The organism is Streptomyces ortus (assembly GCF_026341275.1).
GTDB lineage: Bacteria > Actinomycetota > Actinomycetes > Streptomycetales > Streptomycetaceae > Streptomyces > Streptomyces ortus.
In genome coordinates, this window is record NZ_JAIFZO010000002.1 from 502,978 (window position 1) to 521,742 (window position 18,765).

The 18,765-nt window shown below is 72.2% G+C and carries 15 protein-coding genes and 1 pseudogene; 4 read left to right on the plus strand and 12 right to left on the minus strand.

Annotated features, from left to right (window positions below):
• Positions 1–28 precede the first annotated feature (28 nt).
• Positions 29–1,483 carry a uracil-xanthine permease family protein gene (locus K3769_RS05440; RefSeq protein WP_267025320.1) on the plus strand — a complete coding sequence of 485 codons (1,455 nt, stop codon included), beginning with the start codon at positions 29–31 and terminating at the stop codon, positions 1,481–1,483.
• Here K3769_RS05440 and K3769_RS05445 read toward each other — a convergent pair.
• Positions 1,465–2,598: a glycoside hydrolase family 6 protein gene (locus K3769_RS05445; protein ID WP_267031252.1), complete on the minus strand. Its 1,134-nt coding sequence runs from the start codon at positions 2,596–2,598 to the stop codon at positions 1,465–1,467. The two genes, K3769_RS05440 and K3769_RS05445, sit on opposite strands and share 19 nt — an antisense overlap.
• Before the next feature lie 172 nt (positions 2,599–2,770).
• On the opposite strand from K3769_RS05445, the gene K3769_RS05450 reads away from it, so the two are divergent.
• Positions 2,771–3,502 (plus strand): DUF5995 family protein, encoded by a 732-nt coding sequence (locus K3769_RS05450; protein ID WP_267025321.1) that lies wholly within the window; start codon positions 2,771–2,773, stop codon positions 3,500–3,502.
• A gap of 22 nt (positions 3,503–3,524) precedes the next feature.
• Here K3769_RS05450 and K3769_RS05455 read toward each other — a convergent pair whose 3' ends face one another.
• From K3769_RS05455 to rpe, 9 genes and pseudogenes are all read right to left on the minus strand, one after another.
• Positions 3,525–5,231, minus strand: a complete 1,707-nt coding sequence (locus K3769_RS05455; RefSeq protein ID WP_267025322.1) for a flavin monoamine oxidase family protein — start codon at positions 5,229–5,231, stop codon at positions 3,525–3,527.
• Between the two features lie 64 nt (positions 5,232–5,295).
• Entirely contained in the window at positions 5,296–6,084 is a 789-nt protein-coding gene (locus K3769_RS05460) for a carbon-nitrogen hydrolase family protein (protein ID WP_267025323.1), read from the minus strand.
• A gap of 143 nt (positions 6,085–6,227) precedes the next feature.
• Positions 6,228–7,418, minus strand: a pseudogene (locus K3769_RS05465) (MFS transporter); the annotation flags it as partial.
• A 412-nt stretch (positions 7,419–7,830) separates the two neighbouring features.
• Complete coding sequence (locus K3769_RS05470) at positions 7,831–8,280, minus strand: Lrp/AsnC family transcriptional regulator (protein ID WP_267025324.1); 450 nt, start codon at positions 8,278–8,280, stop codon at positions 7,831–7,833.
• Between the two features lie 35 nt (positions 8,281–8,315).
• Complete coding sequence (locus K3769_RS05475) at positions 8,316–9,758, minus strand: GuaB1 family IMP dehydrogenase-related protein (RefSeq protein ID WP_267031253.1); 1,443 nt, start codon at positions 9,756–9,758, stop codon at positions 8,316–8,318.
• A gap of 119 nt (positions 9,759–9,877) precedes the next feature.
• Positions 9,878–10,252 (minus strand): barstar family protein, encoded by a 375-nt coding sequence (locus K3769_RS05480; protein ID WP_267025325.1) that lies wholly within the window; start codon positions 10,250–10,252, stop codon positions 9,878–9,880.
• Positions 10,249–10,707 (minus strand): guanyl-specific ribonuclease, encoded by a 459-nt coding sequence (locus K3769_RS05485; protein WP_267025326.1) that lies wholly within the window; start codon positions 10,705–10,707, stop codon positions 10,249–10,251. Before K3769_RS05485 ends, K3769_RS05480 begins: the two co-directional genes overlap by 4 nt.
• Positions 10,708–10,794: 87 nt before the next feature.
• On the minus strand, positions 10,795–11,838 hold the full coding sequence (locus tag K3769_RS05490; RefSeq protein WP_267025327.1) for a sugar-binding transcriptional regulator: 1,044 nt from the start codon (positions 11,836–11,838) through the stop codon (positions 10,795–10,797).
• Between the two features lie 78 nt (positions 11,839–11,916).
• The gene (rpe, locus tag K3769_RS05495) at positions 11,917–12,603 is read right to left on the minus strand and encodes a ribulose-phosphate 3-epimerase (protein ID WP_267025328.1); all 687 of its coding nucleotides are present in this window, start codon (positions 12,601–12,603) and stop codon (positions 11,917–11,919) included.
• A 433-nt stretch (positions 12,604–13,036) separates the two neighbouring features.
• Between rpe and K3769_RS05500 the strand changes: the two genes are divergently transcribed.
• Positions 13,037–15,103 carry an MMPL family transporter gene (locus K3769_RS05500; RefSeq protein WP_314415942.1) on the plus strand — a complete coding sequence of 689 codons (2,067 nt, stop codon included), beginning with the start codon at positions 13,037–13,039 and terminating at the stop codon, positions 15,101–15,103.
• Between the two features lie 48 nt (positions 15,104–15,151).
• Here the strand turns inward: K3769_RS05500 and K3769_RS05505 are convergent, their stop codons facing one another.
• Positions 15,152–16,576, minus strand: coding sequence for an RsmB/NOP family class I SAM-dependent RNA methyltransferase (locus K3769_RS05505; RefSeq protein WP_267025329.1), 1,425 nt, complete (start codon positions 16,574–16,576; stop codon positions 15,152–15,154).
• Between the two features lie 232 nt (positions 16,577–16,808).
• Positions 16,809–17,855: a methionyl-tRNA formyltransferase gene (gene fmt, locus K3769_RS05510; RefSeq protein ID WP_267025330.1), complete on the minus strand. Its 1,047-nt coding sequence runs from the start codon at positions 17,853–17,855 to the stop codon at positions 16,809–16,811.
• A 246-nt stretch (positions 17,856–18,101) separates the two neighbouring features.
• On the opposite strand from fmt, the gene K3769_RS05515 reads away from it, so the two are divergent.
• Positions 18,102–18,659, plus strand: coding sequence for a hypothetical protein (locus K3769_RS05515; RefSeq protein WP_267025331.1), 558 nt, complete (start codon positions 18,102–18,104; stop codon positions 18,657–18,659).
• Positions 18,660–18,765 lie beyond the last annotated feature (106 nt).

Here is an 18,765-nt window from a genome sequence, read left to right on the forward strand (position 1 = left end):
CCGAGGTGCAGAGAAAGCGGATACCACCATGGACCTCGGCGTGCGCTGGAAACTGCACGGTGACGGGCGCACGCCCGCACCCGGAGCGGTCGTCCGCCCCGACGAACGGCTCTCGTGGCCCCGGACGGCCGGCCTCGGTGCCCAGCACGTGGTGGCGATGTTCGGGGCGTCGTTCGTCGCGCCGGTCCTCATGGGTCTGGACCCGAACCTCGCGATCATGATGTCGGGCGTCTCGACGGTGATCTTCCTGCTGGCGACCCGCGGCCGGGTGCCCAGCTATCTGGGCTGTTCGCTCTCCTTCGTGGGTGTCGCCGCGGTGATCCGGGCGCAGGGCGGCTCCAGCGCGACCGTGACCGGCGCCGTGTTCGTCGTGGGCGTCGCGCTGTTCCTGGTCGGCCTCGCGGTGCGGCGGTTCGGGGCGCGGATCATCCACGCCGCGATGCCGCCGATCGTGACGGGCGCGGTCGTCATGCTGATCGGGTTCAACCTGGCCCCGGTCACCGCCGCCACGTACTGGCCGCAGGACCAGTGGACGGCGCTGCTCGTGATGCTGTTCACCGGTCTGGCGGTGGTGTGCCTGCGCGGCTTCTGGTCACGGATCGCGATCTTCCTGGGCCTGGTCTTCGGGTACGGGATCTCGTGGCTCCTCGACCTCGCCTTCGGCCGGATCCACTCGGCCGACGCGAGCGGCAGGGTCACCGACCACTGGCGGCTCGACCTCTCCGGCGTGGGCTCGGCGGACTGGATCGGGCTGCCGGCGTTCCACGGGCCGTCCTTCGAGTGGTCGGCGATCCTGGTTGCCCTGCCCGTCGTGATCGCCCTGGTCGCCGAGAACGCGGGCCATGTGAAGGCCGTCGGCGAGATGACCGGCGACCCGCTGGACGACAAGCTGGGCACCGCGATCTCGGCGGACGGGGTCGGCTCGATGCTCTCCACCGCCGTGGGCGGCCCGCCCAACACCACGTACTCCGAGAACATCGGCGTCATGGCGGCGACCCGCGTCTACTCCACGGCCGCCTACTGGGCCGCCGCCGGCTTCGCGCTCCTCTTCGGCCTCTGCCCGAAGTTCGGCGCGGTCGTGGCCGCCATCCCGGGCGGGGTGCTCGGCGGGATCACCGTCATCCTGTACGGCATGATCGGCCTGCTCGGCGCGCAGATCTGGCTCAACGCCGGGGTGGACCTGCGCAATCCGCTGAATCTGGTACCGGCCGCGGCGGGCATCATCATCGGCGTCGGCGACGTCACGATGAAGTTCACCGACACGTTCTCGCTGAGCGGTATCGCGCTCGGCACCCTCGTCGTCATCACCGGCTACCACGCGCTGCGGGCGATGGCCCCCGCGCACCTGAAGTCGCAGGAACCGCTGCTGGACGAGGGCACGTCCTCGTACGCCTCCGACGGCGCCCCCGAGCTGGACTCGGCGGGCGACTCCGCGGGCGGCCGGACGGACGGCTCCGCGGGCGGTCAGCGCGCCAAGTCGTAGGCGTAGTCCGGCGTGAACGTCCCCGGCCTGCCCCGGCAGCCGTCGGACTCGCCCGGCAGTTTCACCCACAGGTAGGCGTCGATCCGGGCCTCCCCGGTGCTCAGGGTCGGCGCCTGTCCGAGCTTGCGGCCCGCCGGGTCGCACCACTCGCCGTCGGCCGGGGCGCCCTTGCCGTTGCGGCTGGTGTCGATGACGGCGCCCAGGCTCGCGGGGCCGCCGAGCGCGGCGAGGGTCCGGCGGACGTACGCGACCTCGTCCCCCGTGCGGTTGAAGTTGGAGACGTTGCTGAAGATCCCGTCCGAGGACGCGGCGGACGCGGCACCGGCCCGGCGCAGCAGCCCGGCCTGCTTCCGCGGCGCGTTCCAGTCCGAGTGGCCCGCGTCGAAGTAGACCCGCGCCTGAGGATTCGCCGCCTTCAGGACACGGCCCGCACGGGCCAACGCGTCGAACCGGGCCGTCCGTTCCCCCTCGGAGAGACAGTCCGACTGGGCGATCGCGTCGGGCTCCAGGATCACCACGACCTCGCGGCTGCCGAGGCCCGCGGCGAACTTCCCGATCCAGCCGTCGTACGCGCTGAGGTCGGGCGCGCCGCCCTGCGAGGCCCCGCCGCAGTCACGGTCCGGTACCGCGTACGGGACGACGACGGGCACGCCGCCCTTCGCCGCCCCGGCCGAGGTGACCGCCCGGACCCGGGCCGTGATGGTCGACGGGGTGTAGTCCGCGAACCAGACCGCGGCGGGCCGGTCGGCTATCCGGGACTCGATGAGCGGGCGGCGCGGGTCGTCGGGGTTGGCCCGGACCCAGTCCAGGACCTGGGAGTCGCCGTGGCGGTACAGCCGCACGGACGCCGGCCCGGTCCTCGGCTTCGTTGCCGCGGACTTCGACGGTGTCGGGCTCGGCCTCGTCTTCGGTGCGGACGCGGACGCCGAGGGCGACGGGGAGCCGGAGGTCGCCGAGGGCGAGGACGAGGGGGTGGGGAGGTAGGGCAGCGGCTGCGGGAACGGTGTGCCGGACACGTCCGGTCGGGCCTCGTCGCCGCCCCGGCCGTCGTCCAGCGCGGACAGCACCCCCGTCACGGTGCCGGCCGCGACGACGACGGAGGCGAGCGCCACCATGGCACCGCGCTGGGCTGCGCGTCGGCGCTCCGCACGGCGGGCGGCCAGGCGCTCGGCACGTCGGACTGACACGTGGTGCTCCCCCTCCTCCGGGCCCCGCGTAGTCCCCCGTTCTGGGGAAGCGACCGGCCCGGCGGCCCTCGGCACAGCCTAGGCCTGGGAACCTGCCCCCATGGTGCGGTTGGAGCGCTTCGCGCAAGACACGGTCCTCGTCCACGGCGTCGACGCGGTGGTACGCCGTATGCGCGCGCTGGACGCGCTCTGGCCGGAGCGGGACGGGGTCGCGGTCTTCAACCGGGTGTACCTCGCCGTCACCGAGGAGGTCGGCAGAGGCCTGGACGCGGGGCACTTCAGCGACGTACGCGCCGCGGCGACCCTGGACGTGCGGTTCGCGGAGCGCTATCTCGGGGCCGTCGACGCGGTCGCCCGGGACCGCCGGCCACCCGCGTGCTGGCGACCGCTGTTCCAGCTGCGGGGACATCCGGGGGTACGTCCGCTGCAGTTCGCCCTCGCCGGTATCAACGCGCACATCGGGCACGATCTGGCGCTCGCGGTGGTGGACGCGTGTCGTACGCTCGGCTGCGAACCGGCGGACCTGGAGGGCGAGTTCGACCGGGTGGGCGAGGTGCTGATCACGCTGGAGGAGCGGATCCGCGAGGATCTGACGCCGGGGCCCGACCTCCTCCGGATCGCCGATCCGCTGACGCATCTGCTGGGGGCGTGGAGTCTGGAACGGGCCCGGGACGCGGCGTGGTCCGCCGCCCGGGGACTCTGGGCCTTCCGCGGACTCCCGGACCTGGCAGGGGAGTTCGTCGAGCGGCTGGACTCGGGGGTCGGTCTGGTGGGCCGCTGCCTCCTCACCCCTCTGGGACCTCCATGGCACACCGCGCCGCCCGGCCGGTGAGCCGCCCACGGGCCGGGCGGCCTCAGTCCTCCGGGAGTTCCAGCGGAGCGAGCTCGTCGTAGACGTCACCGGGGCCGGGGTTCGCGGGATCGGTCCCGCCGCCGAAGTGGTGCATGACGCCCCACACGGCGTTGAGCGCGGTCTGCACGGCCCCCTCGGCCCACCCGGCCGTCCATGAGATGTCGTCACCCGCGAGGAAGATGCCCCGCTTGTCCGCGGGCAGCCGGTCCTGCATGAAGTGCGTGAACAGACGCCGCTGATAGCGGTAGTGACCGGGCAGGTTGGCCTTGAACGCCCCCATGAAGTAGGGCTCGTTCTCCCAGGACACGGTGACCGGACTGCCGATGAGGTGCTTCCTGATGTCGACCTTCGGGTAGATCTCGCCGAGCGACTTCAGCATCACCTCCATCCGTTCGTTGGCGGACAGCGGCAGCCATTTCAGGCTGTCGTCGCACCAGGTGTAGGAGAGGCAGATGACGGCGGGCCGGTCCGGGCCGTTGTCGAGGAGATACGTACCCCGCGTCATACGGTCCGTCAGCGTCATCGACATGACGTCCCGCCCCGTGGGAACGCCTCGGTCGTCGGTGGCTTCGTCGAGCCAGAACGGCCGGTCGACCGGCACGAACAGCTTCGAGCTCTCCATGTAGTGGGTGCGCTCGATCGCCGTCCAGTGGTCGATCGGGAACAGCGCGTCGTCGCAGGCCACCTTGGACAGCAGCATCCAGGACTGCGCGGTGAAGACCGCCGCCCGGTACGTACGGATGTCGCCGGAGGCGTCGGTCACGGTGATCCGGTTGCCCGCGGTGCGGTGGAGGCGGGTCACGGCCGGCCGGGGCTCACCGCTGTGCAGCGTGGCCAGCGAGGTCCCGTACGCCCAGTGCGTGATCTTCTCGGGCTCGCGTTCCCACAGGCGCAGCGGGAGTTGCTGGCTGCCGCCGACGATGCCGCGGTGGTGGTCGTCGGCCTCGGTGTAGACGACGCGCAGGATCTCCAGGATGGAGTTCGGGAAGTCGGTGTCCCAGCCGCCCGTGCCGAAGCCGACCTGCCCGAAGATCTCGCGGTGCCGGAAGGACTTGAACGCCGGGGAGTCGCAGAGGAACCCGTAGAAGGTCTGGTCGTCGAGCTTCTCGACGAGCTTCGCCCAGATCTCCCGGATGCGCGGGACGTCGCGCTCGCGCATCGCCCTGTTCATGGCGGAGAAGTCGGCGCCCTCCTCCAGGCAGGCGTTCCAGGCGGCGGCCACGTCCCGGTAGACCTGCGGCAGGTCGGCGAGGGTCTTCGCGTAGTGCGACTCGCCCTTGAGGTCGACGACGGTCGAGGGCGTCGACTCGGAGAGCGGGTTGGGGAACGGCTCGGTCCGCAGCCCGACCAGGTCGATGTAGTGCTGGAGCGCCGTGGAGGACGGCGGAAAGCGCATCGCGCCCATCTCGGCGGTGAGCGAGGGGTCGCAGCCCTCGAACCCGACCGTCCGCAACCGCCCGCCGATCCTGTCCGCCTCGTACACGACGGGCTTGAGGCCCATCTTCATCAGCTCGTACGCGGCCACGATGCCGGAGAGGCCACCGCCGATGACGGCCACCTCGGCGCCCAGCTCGGTCGCGGGTATCTGGCCGAGGCCCGCGGGGTGCGCGAGGAAGTCGTCGTACGCGTACGGGAAGTCCGGGCCGAACATGGTGATCGGCGGCTGCGCGTCGGTGTGCGGGACGGCGGGGGGCACCGTGGACGTCATGGGGTACGGACTCCTTGCGCGAAAACTCGGGGCGGGGCTTGTACTTCTTCGTGGGGCGGGGGTGTCAGGCCGGAGACCCGTAGAGGCCGGGGCGGCGGTCCCTCAGGTACGGGTTGGCCTCGCGCGAGGCGGCGAGGAACGCGGGGTCCACGTCACCGAGGACGAGTTCCTCGGTGCGGCCCGCGCGGGCCCGGGCGCCGCCGTCGGGTCCTGCCAGGGCGGAGAGCCCGACGAACTCGAACTCCCCTTCCGTGCCGACCCGGTTCACGTACGCGACGTACAGCTGGTTCTCGAAGGCCCGCACGGGTACGACGGACTCGGCGACGAACTGGAACGGGTGCATCTGGGCCGTGGGCACCACGAGCAGGTCGGTGCCGGCGAGGGCGTGCGCGCGGACGTTCTCCGGGAACTCCACGTCGTAGCAGATCATCAGCCCGACACGGAGACCGTCCAGCTCGGCCTGGACGACCGGCTCGTCCCCGGGGGTGAACCACTCCCGCTCGAAGCGGCCGAAGAGGTGGGTCTTGCGGTAGTTCGCGAGGCGCGTGCCGTCGGCGGAGATGAGCTGCGCGGAGTTGAAGACCAGGTCCGACGCGCGTTCCGGGTAGCCGTAGACGACGGCGAGACCGTGCCGGCCGGCGATCTCGGCGATCTCGTCCGCGGAGTCCCCGTCGGCGGGTTCGGCGAGTCGGCGCACGTCCGCGCCGATCGCGTAGCCGGTGAGGAACAGCTCCGGGGCGATCAGCAGCCCGGCGCCCGCGGCGGCGGCGCGGCCCGCGGCCTCGTCGAGGACCTTGAGGTTCCCGACGACGGATCCGGGGCGGCCGGAGCTCTGGAGCAGGGCGGTGCGCATGCGGATTCCTCATCGGGCGGAAGGACTGTGGGGGCCGGACCGGCGGCCAGATCGACGGTACGGGCAGGGGTATCGGGGGACAAGGAGGAGCCGTTGCGCGCTGCTGTGCGAATCATTGCGTCCACCGGCGCTTCGGCGGCGATTCGTTGCGCGCTCCGGGCCGGAAAGGCCCTCCCGCCCCTGGCGAGGAGCAGCGCCGTGACCAGGTAGGGCGCCGCCGACAGCGCGAAGGCGGTGGCGTGCGAGGCCGCCGACCCGACCACCGCGTAGGCACCGAACACGGCGACGGTGGCCAGGTCGGTGCCGACCCCGGCGACGGAGGTCAGGGTGGCCCGGCCGGTCGACTCGATGCTCTCCTGCAGCCGGGCGTCGGCCAGGACGCTCGCCAGCTGGAACCCGCAGAAGGCGAGGGCGACCAGGCCGATCCCGGCCGGGGTCCGCGTCACCGCGCCCACGGCGAGCGCCAGCGCGGAGCCCGCCAGGATCCCGGCGAACCCGCCCCTGCCCAGCCGCTGAGCCGGGCCGGCCAGCAGCCCGCCGGCCGTCGCCCCCGCCCAGATCAGCAGCAGCCAGTGCGACACGGCGTTCTCGCCGACCCCCGTGTCCCGGACGAGCAGCGGCGTGTACTCGTCGAGCGCGCCCCACACCGCCGTGACGGCCGGTACGAGCAGCAGGGCGGCGCGTACGGACCGGTCCGCGCGGGCCTCGGCGAGGCCGGCCCGCAACGGACCGGCCCACCCCTCACCGGGCTCGGCCCCCGCGTCCGCCGTCCGGTGCTCGGGGAACCGGGTCGCGGCGGCGGCCGTCAGCAGACAGGCCAGCACACTGGCGGCCCCGACGAGCGGGTAGCCGCCGTACGCGAAGACCGGTCCTGCCAGGCCCATGGCCGCCATCACCCCCACGAGGCCCGCCGCCCGGGCCCGGCCCATGGCACGTCCGTAGCGGTCGGCCGCGCCGAGCCGGTCGAGCTCCTCGTACACCAGCGCCTCCAGCGCGCCGGACCCGAGCGCTCCCTTGATGCCCCAGAGCACGAACCCGAGAGCGAACGCCCAGTACGAGGGCACGAGCACCCAGAGCGTGAATCCGGCGGCGGTGAGCAGCGGGCCGACCCACAGGAGCAGCCGCCGTGAGACGGCGTCGGCCCAGGCGCCGGACGGTATCTCCAGCACGACGCCGGTGACGGACCAGAGGGCGAAGAGTGAGGAGATCTGCCAGACCGTGAGCCCGCTGTCGGCGAACAGCAGCGCGTACACGGGATAGAGCAGCACGAAGTCGTCGAGGAACGCGTAGCCGTACAGCACGGCGGTCAGCCGCCGCGCGGAGGAGAGTGTCATGGGGCCTTCCCGAAAGAACCACAAGAGCTCGGACACCGAAACCACGGCATCCGAGGCGGCCCTCGGGAGGCACAACGTCTAACTCAATGTCGCCACTTCACCCCCAAATGCTAACCCCACGACTCCCACCGGGGACCAGCCTTTCCCGGGGCGCCGCCCTTCCAGGGGCGCGGGGAACGGCGCAGTCTCTGCGCTTGCCGGGCGCGCGGCGAACGACGCAACCCTCCGCCCACCCAGGGGCGCGGGGAACGGCGCAATCTTTTGGCTTTTCAGGGGCGCGGGGAACGGCGCAGTCTTTGCGCCTGCCGGGCGCGCGGCGAACGACGCAACCCTTCACCCACCCAGGGGCGCGGGGAACGGCGCAATGTTTTGGCTTTTCAGGGGCGCGGGGAACGGCGCAGTCCTTTCACTCTCAAGGGCGCCCCGCCGAAAACCTCCGCAGCAACGGCGAAAGCACCAACACGGACTTCGTCCGCTCGACGAACGCCTCCCCCGCGATCCGCTCAAGCACCCGCTCGAAGTGCCGCATGTCGGAGGCGAACACCTGCACCACCGCATCCGCCTCCCCCGTGACGGTGGAAGCGGCCACCACCTCCTGATACCGCTCCAGCCCTCGCTGGATCGTCTCCGGCGAGGTGTTCCGGCGGCAGTAGATCTCGACGAACCCCTCGGTCTCCCACCCGAGCGCCACCGGATCCACCCGCACGGTGAACCCGGTGATGGCCCCACTGGACCGCAACCGGTCCACCCGCCGCTTCACGGCGGGCGCGGACAGCCCGACCTCGTGCCCGATGTCGGCGTAGGAGCGCCGGGCGTCCGCGGCGAGGGCGCGCACGATACGTGCGTCGAGATCGTTCAGCACTGCGGGTGGATCACTCTCTTCGCTGTTCGCACCGGTCAGCTCCAGCTGGCGTGCAGAGGCTGGCCCTCCGCATAGCCCGCGGCACTCTGCACCCCGACGACCGCCCGCTCCGCGAACTCCGCGAGAGAGTTGGCACCGGCGTACGTGCACGAGGACCGCACGCCCGCGATGATCGAGTCGACCAGGTCCTCGACCCCCGGCCGGGACGGGTCGAGGAACATCCGGGACGTCGAGATGCCCTCCTCGAACAGCGCCTTGCGGGCCCGGTCGTACGCCGACTCCTCCGACGTACGGTTGCGCACCGCGCGCGCGGACGCCATGCCGAACGACTCCTTGTACAGCCGCCCGTTCGCGTCCTGCTGGAGGTCGCCCGGCGACTCGTACGTACCGGCGAACCACGAGCCGACCATCACGTTCGATGCGCCCGCGGCCAGGGCCATGGCCACATCGCGCGGGTGCCGCACCCCGCCGTCGGCCCACACGTGCTTGCCGTGCTTTTTCGCCTCGGCCGCGCACTCCAGCACGGCCGAGAACTGCGGGCGGCCCACTCCGGTCATCATGCGCGTGGTGCACATGGCGCCCGGTCCGACACCGACCTTGATGATGTCCGCGCCGGCCTCGATCAGATCGCGTACGCCCTCGGCGGCGACGATGTTGCCCGCGACGATCGGCACCTGGGGGTCGAGCCCGCGGACGGCCCGCACCGCGGAGAGCATCGACTCCTGGTGGCCGTGCGCGGTGTCCACGACGAGCGTGTCGACGCCCGCGGCGAGCAGCTGCTTGGCCTTGCCCGCGACATCGCCGTTGATACCGACCGCGGCGGCGATGCGCAGCCTGCCGTCCGCGTCGGTGGCGGGCGTGTAGAGCGTGGCCCGCAGGGCGCCCTTGCGGGTGAGGATGCCGGCCAGCCGGCCCTCCTCGTCCACGGCGGGGGCGTACCGGCGGTTGGCGTGGTCGAGCCGGTCGAACGCCTCCCCCGGCTCGATGTCCGCGTCGAGCAGCAGCAGGTCCCGGGCCATGACCTCGGACAGCTGGGTGAAGCGGTCGACGCCGTTCAGGTCGGCGTCGGTGACCACGCCGACGGGCCGGCCCTCGCCGTCCACCACGACACCGGCGTTGTGCGCGCGCTTGGGCAGCAGGGACAGCGCGTCGGCGACGGTCTGGTGCGGGGCGAGGACGATCGGGGTGTCCAGCACGAGGTGCCGGCTCTTGACCCAGGAGACGACCTCGGTGACGACCTCGATCGGGATGTCCTGCGGGATGACGACGAGCCCGCCGCGGCGGGCCACGGTCTCGGCCATCCGGCGGCCCGCGATCGCGGTCATGTTGGCGACCACCAGGGGAATCGTGGTGCCGGTGCCGTCCGGCGAAGCCAGGTCGACGCCCTGCCGCGAGCCGACCGCGGAACGGCTCGGCACCATGAAGACGTCGTCGTACGTCAGGTCGTACGCGGGCTGGATGTCGTTGAGGAAACGCACGTGCTGCACATCCCAGTCGATCAGAGGCGGCCCCCGGACAGGACAGCCCGAGGGAGAGCACGTACTTCATTGTCCCATGTGCGGGGCCGTTCACGCCCTGGGCCGATCATCCAGGCTGGTCAGGGGCCCGTTGGTGGGATCCTCCCAGAGCCGTGGGCCCCCTCGGTTCCCAGCGCCAGTGCCACGGTGAGCGCGGGGGTGCGGTCGGCCGCCTGGGCGAAGACGTCCTCGGCGGTCTCCCACTCGTCGGGCCGCGTGCGCGCGTACGCCCGCCAGCCGGTGACGACGACCAGCAGCGGTCCCCGTTCGCCGACGGCCGCGGGCCACACGGAGGGGTCGCTGAGGCTGTCGGCGAGCGCGTCCCAGTTCCGGCCGAACCACTCCGGCAGGTCCAGGGCGCGTACGCAGCGCTCCATGAAGTCCGCCTTGCCGGTGACCCCGTCGAGGTCCAGCGTGACCACGTGGCGGTTCCGTGCGGGCATGTCGTGCGTCATCTCAGCACCGCCCTGAACGAGTTGTAGTGATCATCGGTGTAGTACACCTCGCCGTCCCGCCCGGTGACAATGCGCCGGGCCCCGCGATCCCGCTCGCCGGGCGTCCGTACGGTGTACTCGTGGTAGTGCCCGCGTTCCCGCCGCGGCAGCTCGCGCTCGAAGTTCCCGAAGACGCTGCCGTCCTTGGCGTACGGGAAGGGGCCGCCCGCGTCGATGAGGGCGAGCGTGCGGCGGGCCTCGGCGGGCAGTTCGGCCTGACGGACCGTGCCCATTCCGTCGGCCCAGCCGGGTGCGGAGGCCGCCGCGGTGGCCGTGCCTCTCCCGGTCTCCCCGGCCGTTCCGCCGGCCGTCTCCGCCGACGAGCAGCCGGCCGCCAGCAGGGCCACCAGGCACACCAGCAGCCCGCGAAACAGGTGGAACAGGTGGAACGGACGGGGGACGGACCGGAGCGGCATGTCGTAGATGCTGCCACGGCCGTCCCCTCACGGCACGCTGCCGAACGCCGGGCGGATCACCCCGGACGACACCTGGGCCGGGGTGGCTCAGAGCCCGTCGGGGTCCGCCCGGTCCAGGGCGGGGCGCGGCGCGGGACCCGTCGACATCAGGGCGTCCGCCGCGGCCGTGTCCGTCACCAAACTGGTCACGAGCCCCGACCGCAGCACCGCGTCGATGGCGCCCGACTTGCGCTGCCCGCCGGCGATCGCGACGACCTCGGGGATGCGCCGCAGCCGGTCGGCCTCGACGGTGATGCACCGCTCCCCCAGGTCACGCCCGACCCTGCGGCCCTCGACGTCGAAGAGGTGCGCGGACATCTCGGCCTCGACCCCGAGGGAGGCGTAGTGGGCGCGCTCCTCCTCGGTGAGCATGTCGTGCACCGTGGAGATCCCGGCCTCCCAGGACCCGATGGACACACAGGCCACCGTGACCTTGTCGAAGTACTCGAAGGCCCGCGCGATCCCCGTCTGGCTCCGCAGGGCGGCGGCGGTGGCCACGTCCGGCAGGAGCATCGGCGCGTAGATGGGGTGGGCGTCGCCGCCGGAGACCTGGGCGGCCCGGCGGACGGCCTCGACCGAACCGCGCTCGGCCGTCCCCGCGTCGTAGACACCCGTCAGCTGCACCACCGTGCACGGCGGCAGCCGGTCGAGCGCCGCGGCCATGTGGATGGTGGAGCGGCCCCAGGCGAGACCCAGCACATCGCCCTCGGCGACCAGCTCACCGAGCAGGTCCGCGGCCACCTCGCCGAGGTTCTCCGGGTCGGGCGACTCCTCGGCCTCGGCCGGGGACTCGACGACCACGGCGTGCCGCAGCCCGTAGCGTGCGCGCAGCGCGTCGGAGCGCTCCGCGTCCAGCTCCGCGGGGACACGGATCTCGATCCTCACGAGATCCCGTTCGAGGGCGGTCTCCAGGACCCGGGCCACCTTGAAGCGGCTGACGCCGAACTCCTCGGCAATCTGGATCTTGGACTTGCCCTCAAGGTAGAAGCGGCGGGCCATGGCCGCCGCCTGCACCAGCTCAGCGGGTCCCATCCGCATGGCTGACCGGCCCGCCGACATACCCGACACGGGGATCTCCTCACTGCTGTTCACACTCTGGATTCGCCGTTCATCCTTGCAGATCCGGCGTACTTGATCAGCCCTGAGGGGCGGCGTTCACGTTCCCTTGGCTCAGTGGCCGCATGCCCATGCTGCCTGGGCCGTCGCCTCCTCGGCCTGCGTGCGCAATGCACGTACCGCCTGGGCGGGGTCGGCGGCGCCGTAGACGGCCGAGCCGGCGACGAAGACGTCGGCTCCCGCCTCGGCGCAGCGCTCGATGGTGGAGGCGGAGACCCCGCCGTCGACCTGCAGCCACAGTTCGAGACCGTGCTTGTTGATCAGCTCACGGGTACGGCGGATCTTCGGAAGCATGATGTCGAGGAACGCCTGGCCCCCGAAGCCCGGCTCGACGGTCATGATCAGCAACATGTCGAGCTCGGGCAGCAGATCCTCGTACGGCTCGATGGGGGTCGCGGGCTTCAGCGCCATCGAGGCACGGGCGCCCTTGGCCCGGATCTCGCGGGCCAGCCGCACGGGTGCCGCGGCGGCCTCGACGTGGAAGGTGACGGAACCGGCACCCGCTTCTACGTACTGGGGCGCCCACCGGTCGGCGTCCTCGATCATCAGATGGCAGTCCAGCGGGGTGTCCGTCGCCCGTGCCAGGGACTCTACGACCGGCACGCCGAGCGTGAGGTTGGGGACGAAGTGGTTGTCCATCACGTCGACATGCAGCCAGTCGGCCCCTTCCACCGCCTTTGCCTCCTCGGCAAGGCGGGCGAAGTCGGCGGAGAGGATGCTGGGGTTGATCTGCGCGGCCATGCCACAAGCCTGCCATGCCCGGAGCCGGTTGCCTCCCCGGTCCCGGGCCGGACCGGTCGGTATGTACCAACTCGTTCGGGTCGGGGGGCTGCACCGGCCGGACGGCCATGCCATCCTTGTCGGCCCACCGGCTCCATAAACGGCTACGGGGATGGCCATGACGGACGCACAGGGAACGCGGGGAACACAGGAACCTCAAGGCTCTCGGGACTCTCGGGAATCTCAGGGATCCCGGGACGCTCACGGATCGCAAGAACCTCAAAGCTCTCCGACCTCTCCGATCTCTCCGACCTCTCCGACCTCTCAGTCGTCCCAGGGATCGCAGGACTCTCAGAGGCCTCAGGGATCGCAGGGGTCTCAGGGGTCGGGGTCCGGGGGGCCGCGGCGGCGGGGGCTCGGGCGGCTGGTCTGCGGCCGGCGGTCCAAGTGGCTCGTGGTGGGACTGTGGCTGGTGCTGCTCGTGGCCATGGCTCCCTTCGCCCAGAAGCTCACCGACGCCCAGGACAACGACGCGGCCTCCTGGCTGCCCGGTTCCGCCGAGTCCACCCAAGTCCTGCAGAGTTCCGCGGACTTCAGGCCGGAACAGATCCCGGCGATCGTCGTGTACGCCCGCGCCGACGGCCTCACGGCACAGGACCGGACACGGATCGCCCGGGACGTACGGGAGCTCAGGGCACTGAGCGAGCACGGCATCCGCGGTGCGGAGACCCGCGGCCCCGTGTTCGACCGGCGGCCGGCCCCGCGGGCGGCCCAGGTCTCCGTGCCGATCACGATGGACGAGAAGGGCTGGGAGCGCATCGCGCCCGCGGTCGACGCGATCCGTGACGACGTCGGCAAGGGCGGGGACGGCCTCGCCGTGCACATCACGGGGCCGGGCGGTACGTCGGCCGACTTCTCCGAGGCCTTCGAGGGCATCGACTCCACCCTGCTGCTCTCGGCGATGGCCGTCGTCGTCGTGATGCTGCTGCTCACCTACCGCAGCCCGACCCTGCTGCTGGTCCCGCTGATCGGTGTGGTCGCCGCGCTGTTCACCGCGCAGGCGCTGGTCTATCTCCTCGCGGAGCACGCGGGGCTGACCGTGAACGGGCAGAGCGCGGGCATCCTGACGGTCCTCGTCTTCGGCGCCGGAACGGACTACGCCCTGCTCCTGGTGGCCCGTTACCGGGAGGAGCTGCGCCGCCACGAGGACCGCCACGAGGCCATGGCACTGGCCCTGCACCGGGCGGGCCCGGCCGTCGTCGCGTCCGGCGCCACCGTCGTCCTGAGCATGCTGGTGCTGCTGGCCGCCGAGATGAACTCGACGCGCGGCCTCGGCCCGGTCGCCGCCCTCGGCGTCGCCGTGGCGCTGGTCGCGATGCTGACGCTCTTCCCTGCCCTGCTGGTGATCTGCGGTCGCTGGATCTTCTGGCCGCTGATTCCGCACTTCGGCTCCGAGGACCCGACCGAGCACGGTGTCTGGGCCCGAATGGGCAACCGTTTCTCGCACCGCCCCCGACTGGTCTGGGTCATCACGGCGGCGACGCTCGCGCTGCTGTCGCTGGGCCTCGTCCAACTGCGCGCGGAGGGCATCAGCAACGCCGACTCCTTCACCGACAAGCCCGACTCGATCATCGGCCAGGAGGTGTCCGCACGGTACTTCCCTGCGGGCAGCGGCGACCCACTGGTCGTCGTCAGCGACCGCGGACAGGCAACGGAGGTCGGGCGGGCGGTCGCGGACACCCGGGGCGTCGTACCGGACTCCCTCGGCCTGCCGCCCGGCACGAAACCGGAGTTCGAGGGCAGGGTCCTCTTCGAGGCGACCATGACCGCCCCGGCGGACAGCGAGGCCGCCAAACGCACGGTGGAGCGGGTACGGGACGCCGTGCACGCGGTCCCGGACGCGAACGCCGAGGTCGGCGGCGGTACGGCGGCTCTGCTGGACATGGACAGGGCGACGACCCACGACAACATCCTGATCATCCCGCTGGTGCTGCTCGTGGTGCTGCTGATCCTGTGCGCCCTGCTCCGCGCCCTGATCGCCCCGCTGCTCCTGATCGGCACGGTGGTGCTGTCCTTCGCCGCCGCGCTGGGGATCAGCGCGCTCGTGTTCCGGCACCTCTTCGACTACGCGGGTGAGACGACGGACTTCCCGCTGTTCGTCTTCGTCTTCCTGGTGGCGCTGGGCATCGACTACAACATCTTCCTGACCACCCGGATCCGCGAGGAGGCCGGCCGACAGGGCACGCGCCCGGGGGTGGTCACGGGCCTCGCCGCCACCGGCGCGGTCATCACGTCGGCGGGGCTGGTCCTGGCGGGCACGTTCGCCGTCCTCGGGACGCTGCCGATGGTGGCCTTCGCCGAGATCGGGTTCACGGTCGCCCTCGGCGTCCTGCTCGACACGTTCATCGTGCGCTCGGTCCTCGTGACGTCCCTGTTCCTGGACGTGGGCCCGAGGATCTGGTGGCCGAACCGACTGTCCCAGGAGACGGGCCACACCCCCGCGGCCGGCCCTTCCGACTGACCGGACCGACCGCCCCCTGCGGGCCGCGCGATAAAAGCCGCGGGCCGATCAGCCGGTCCGGCGGATCAACGCCAGATACATGGCGTCCGTCCCGTGCACATGCGGCCAGAGCTGAACGTCCGGGCCCTCGCCCAGGGACGGGACGTCCACGAAGAGCGGGCGGGCGTCGATGAGTTCGGCGTCCTTCTCCTTGAGTACGTCGTTGACCACGGCCCGGGTCTCGGCGAGGTGCGGCGAGCAGGTGGCGTACCCGACGACACCGCCGACCCGCACCGAGTCGAGCGCGGTGCGCAGCAGTCCGCGCTGCAACGGGGCGAACCCGTCCAGGTCGGCGGGCCGCCGCCGCCAGCGCGCCTCGGGCCGCCGCCGCAGGGCACCGAGCCCGGTGCACGGCACGTCCATCAGCACGCGGTCGAAGGTCCCCGGGCGCCACGGCGGCCGGGTCCCGTCGGCGGCGATCACCTGGTACGGCCCGGGGTTTCCGGCGAGCGCGTTCGCGACCAGTTTGGCCCGGTGCGGTTGCTTCTCGGAGGCGAGCAGCACGGCCCCACGCTCGGCGGCGAGCCCGGCGAGCATGGCCGCCTTGCCGCCCGGTCCTGCGCATCCGTCGAGCCATGCCCGGTCGGGTCCGTCGAGGGGCGCGTTCGCGAGAGCGATCGCCACGAGCTGGCTGCCCTCGTCCTGGACGCCGGCCCGTCCTTCGCGTACGGCGTCGATGGCGCCCGGTTCGCCGCCCTCGGACAGCCGCACCGCGTACGGCGACCAGCGGCCCGGCAGCGCGGCCTCCGCGCCGACCTCGCCGAGGATCCCGTCGGCGGTGGCGCGACCGGGCCTGGCGACCAGGGTCACCTCTGGCCGTTCGTTGTCGGCCTCCAGCAGATCCTCGATGCCGGCGCGTCCGCCGCCGAGCGAGTCCCACAGCGCCGAGACGATCCACCGCGGATGCGAGTGCACGACCGCGAGGTGGTCCTCGGCGTCCTCGTCGTAGGGCGGGGCGACCTGCTCGATCCAGGCGTCCAGCTCCTGCCGGGAGATCTTGCGGAGCACGGCGTTGACGAACTTCGCCCGCCCGTCGCCGAGCACGATCCGCGCGAGGTCGACGGTCGCGGACACGGCGGCGTGCGTCGGGATCCGTGTCCCGAGCAATTGATGCGCGCCCAGGCTCAGGACGTCCAGGACCGGCGGGTCGACCTCGCGCAGCGGCCGGTCCACGCAGGCGGCGATGACGGCGTCGTACGTCCCCTGTCTGCGCAGTGTTCCGTAGACCAGCTCCGTGGCCAGCGCGGCGTCGCGGCCGTCGAAGTCGCCCTGCTCCCGCGCCTTGCGCAGGAGGGGCGGCAGTACGAGATTCGCATACGCGTCCCTCTCGTCCACCGCCCGCAAAGCATCGAAGGCAAGCATGCGGACCGGGTCCTGCTTCGGACGACGGTAGGGCTTGCCCTGCTGACGGGGCCGACGAGTCTGCTCACTCACGAAAAAGGTGCTCCGGCTCAAGGTAGATACCCCTCCAGGTTACGCGCCTTTAACGCCCCCCAGCCCCCGGGCCCACTCCCACTTTCCAGGGGCGCGGGAACTGCGCACGCCCACCACGGCAGGCCCCCACACCCTCAGACCCGCTCCCACCCCCACCACCTCCAGGGGCGCGGGGAACTGCGCGACTCCCACACCGAGCGACCCGCACACCTCAGACCCCGCCTCAGCCCCATCACTCCAGGGCAACGGCACGTCCGCTACGGCAGGCCCCCACACTCCTGGCCCCGGGGCCCTGGCCTCGGCCCCACATCCCCGACGGCCTTCGCCGGAGGCGCACGCCCCTCAGCCCCCCCCCACCACCTTCGCCACCGAGGCAACGAACCCCTGCGCCCAGTCGGCCTGCCTGCATCGGCTTCTTCCCCTGCGCCTGCACCCACACCAACTCGACGGCGTACGACCCCGTACCCACGTACACGTTGTTCTTCCCGACCTCCAGCGCCCCCGGCGCAAGCTCCGTCCGCCCGGGAACCGGCACGACCTGGATCAGCTTCAGCCGCTCCCCGCGGAAGACGGTCCACGCCCCGGGCGAGGGCGTGCACCCCCGTACGACCCGGTCGACCCGCAGCGCCGGCGCGGCCCAGTCCACCCGCGCGTCCTCGACGCTGATCTTCGGGGCCAGGGTGACACCGTCGGCAGGCTGCGGCACGGCCTTCAGGGTGCCGTCCTCGATCCCGTCCATGGTCGCCGCGAGCAGCCCGGACCCGGCGAAGGCGAGCCGCGTCAGCAGATCCCCGCTGGTGTCGGTGGGCCGCACCTCCTCGGTGACGGTCCCGTACACCGGCCCGGAGTCGAGCCCCTCCTCGATGAGGAACGTGGACGCGCCGGTGATCTCGTCCCCCGCCATGACCGCGTGCTGCACGGGCGCCGCCCCGCGCCAGGCGGGCAGCAGCGAGAAGTGCAGGTTGACCCAGCCGTGGGCGGGGATGTCCAGCGCGACCCGGGGCAGCAGCGCGCCGTAGGCGACGACGGGGCAGCAGTCCGGGGCGATCTCCCTCAGCCGAGCCAGGAAGTCCTCGTCGCGCGGCCGGGCCGGCCTGAGCACCTCGATCCCGGCCTCCTCGGCACGCTGGGCGACGGGGCTGGCGACGAGCCTGCGCCCCCGTCCGGCCGGCGCGTCGGGCCGCGTGACGACGGCGGCCACCTCGTGCCGCCCGGAGGCGATCAGGGCGTCCAGAGCGGGAACGGCGACCTCGGGGGTACCGGCGAAGACGAGCTTCATGGGTGGCAGTCGGCCTCTCGGGCGAGTTCACAACGGGCAGCGCACCAGTCTATGGGGCGCGGTCCCGGAGGCTCCCCGGCCGGCCACGGAGTGGCGCCCTCCCGACCGCCGGGGGCGTACGGATCCACCTCCACGCCCCTGATGCGTGACCACTCACCGCGAAACGCGTTGGTCAAGAAAGAGTTGACCTAAACGGGCCGCACTCGCGGCCCGGTCCTTTTCACCGCCGGTTCGAGAGGCTTGTTCATGGCCGACCACGCAACTCACGACGCCCAGGCGCGGGCCAGCCTGCACTTGCTGGTGCGGGACATCGAGCGGGTCCGCCGGCAGGTGGACGCACTGCGCACGCTGACAGCCCAGCTGGGCAACGTCTACCGCCCGCGCCGCTCGGGCCCCTCCACGGGCTTCGTCGTCTACGGACGCGCTCCCGCTCCGACCGTCCGCCTCGCCCAGGAGCTGCGGGACAGCGTCGAGACCCTGGTCACGGCCGCCGTGGACTTCGACCGCTCGTTGGGTTTCTCGTGGGACGCGGTGGGCTCGGCTCTCGGTGTCACCAAGCAGGCGGTGCACCGCCGTTACGGCGCGCGCCGGGCGACCGCCCAGGCCGCGGCGGAGGCCGAGCGCGCGACCGAGCCGTCGGGAGCCCGGCCGGTCGGCGTCAACACCGGCATCCCCACGGTCCCGGCGGCCCGTTCCATGCCGATGCCGATGCCCATGCCGCTGCCGACCCAGCCGACGGCGGGCAGCCCCACCCTCCGCGAGGAGACCAGGCCGAACGCGTTCCCCGGCCCACGCAACGGCTGACGCCCACACCGAGCGGCCCCGAAGCGGTTCCTTGTCTGCCCCCGAGAAACGTCGGGGGCAGACGCACGTCTCCGGTCGCCACTCTCCCCCGCCCTTCCGGAGGTGG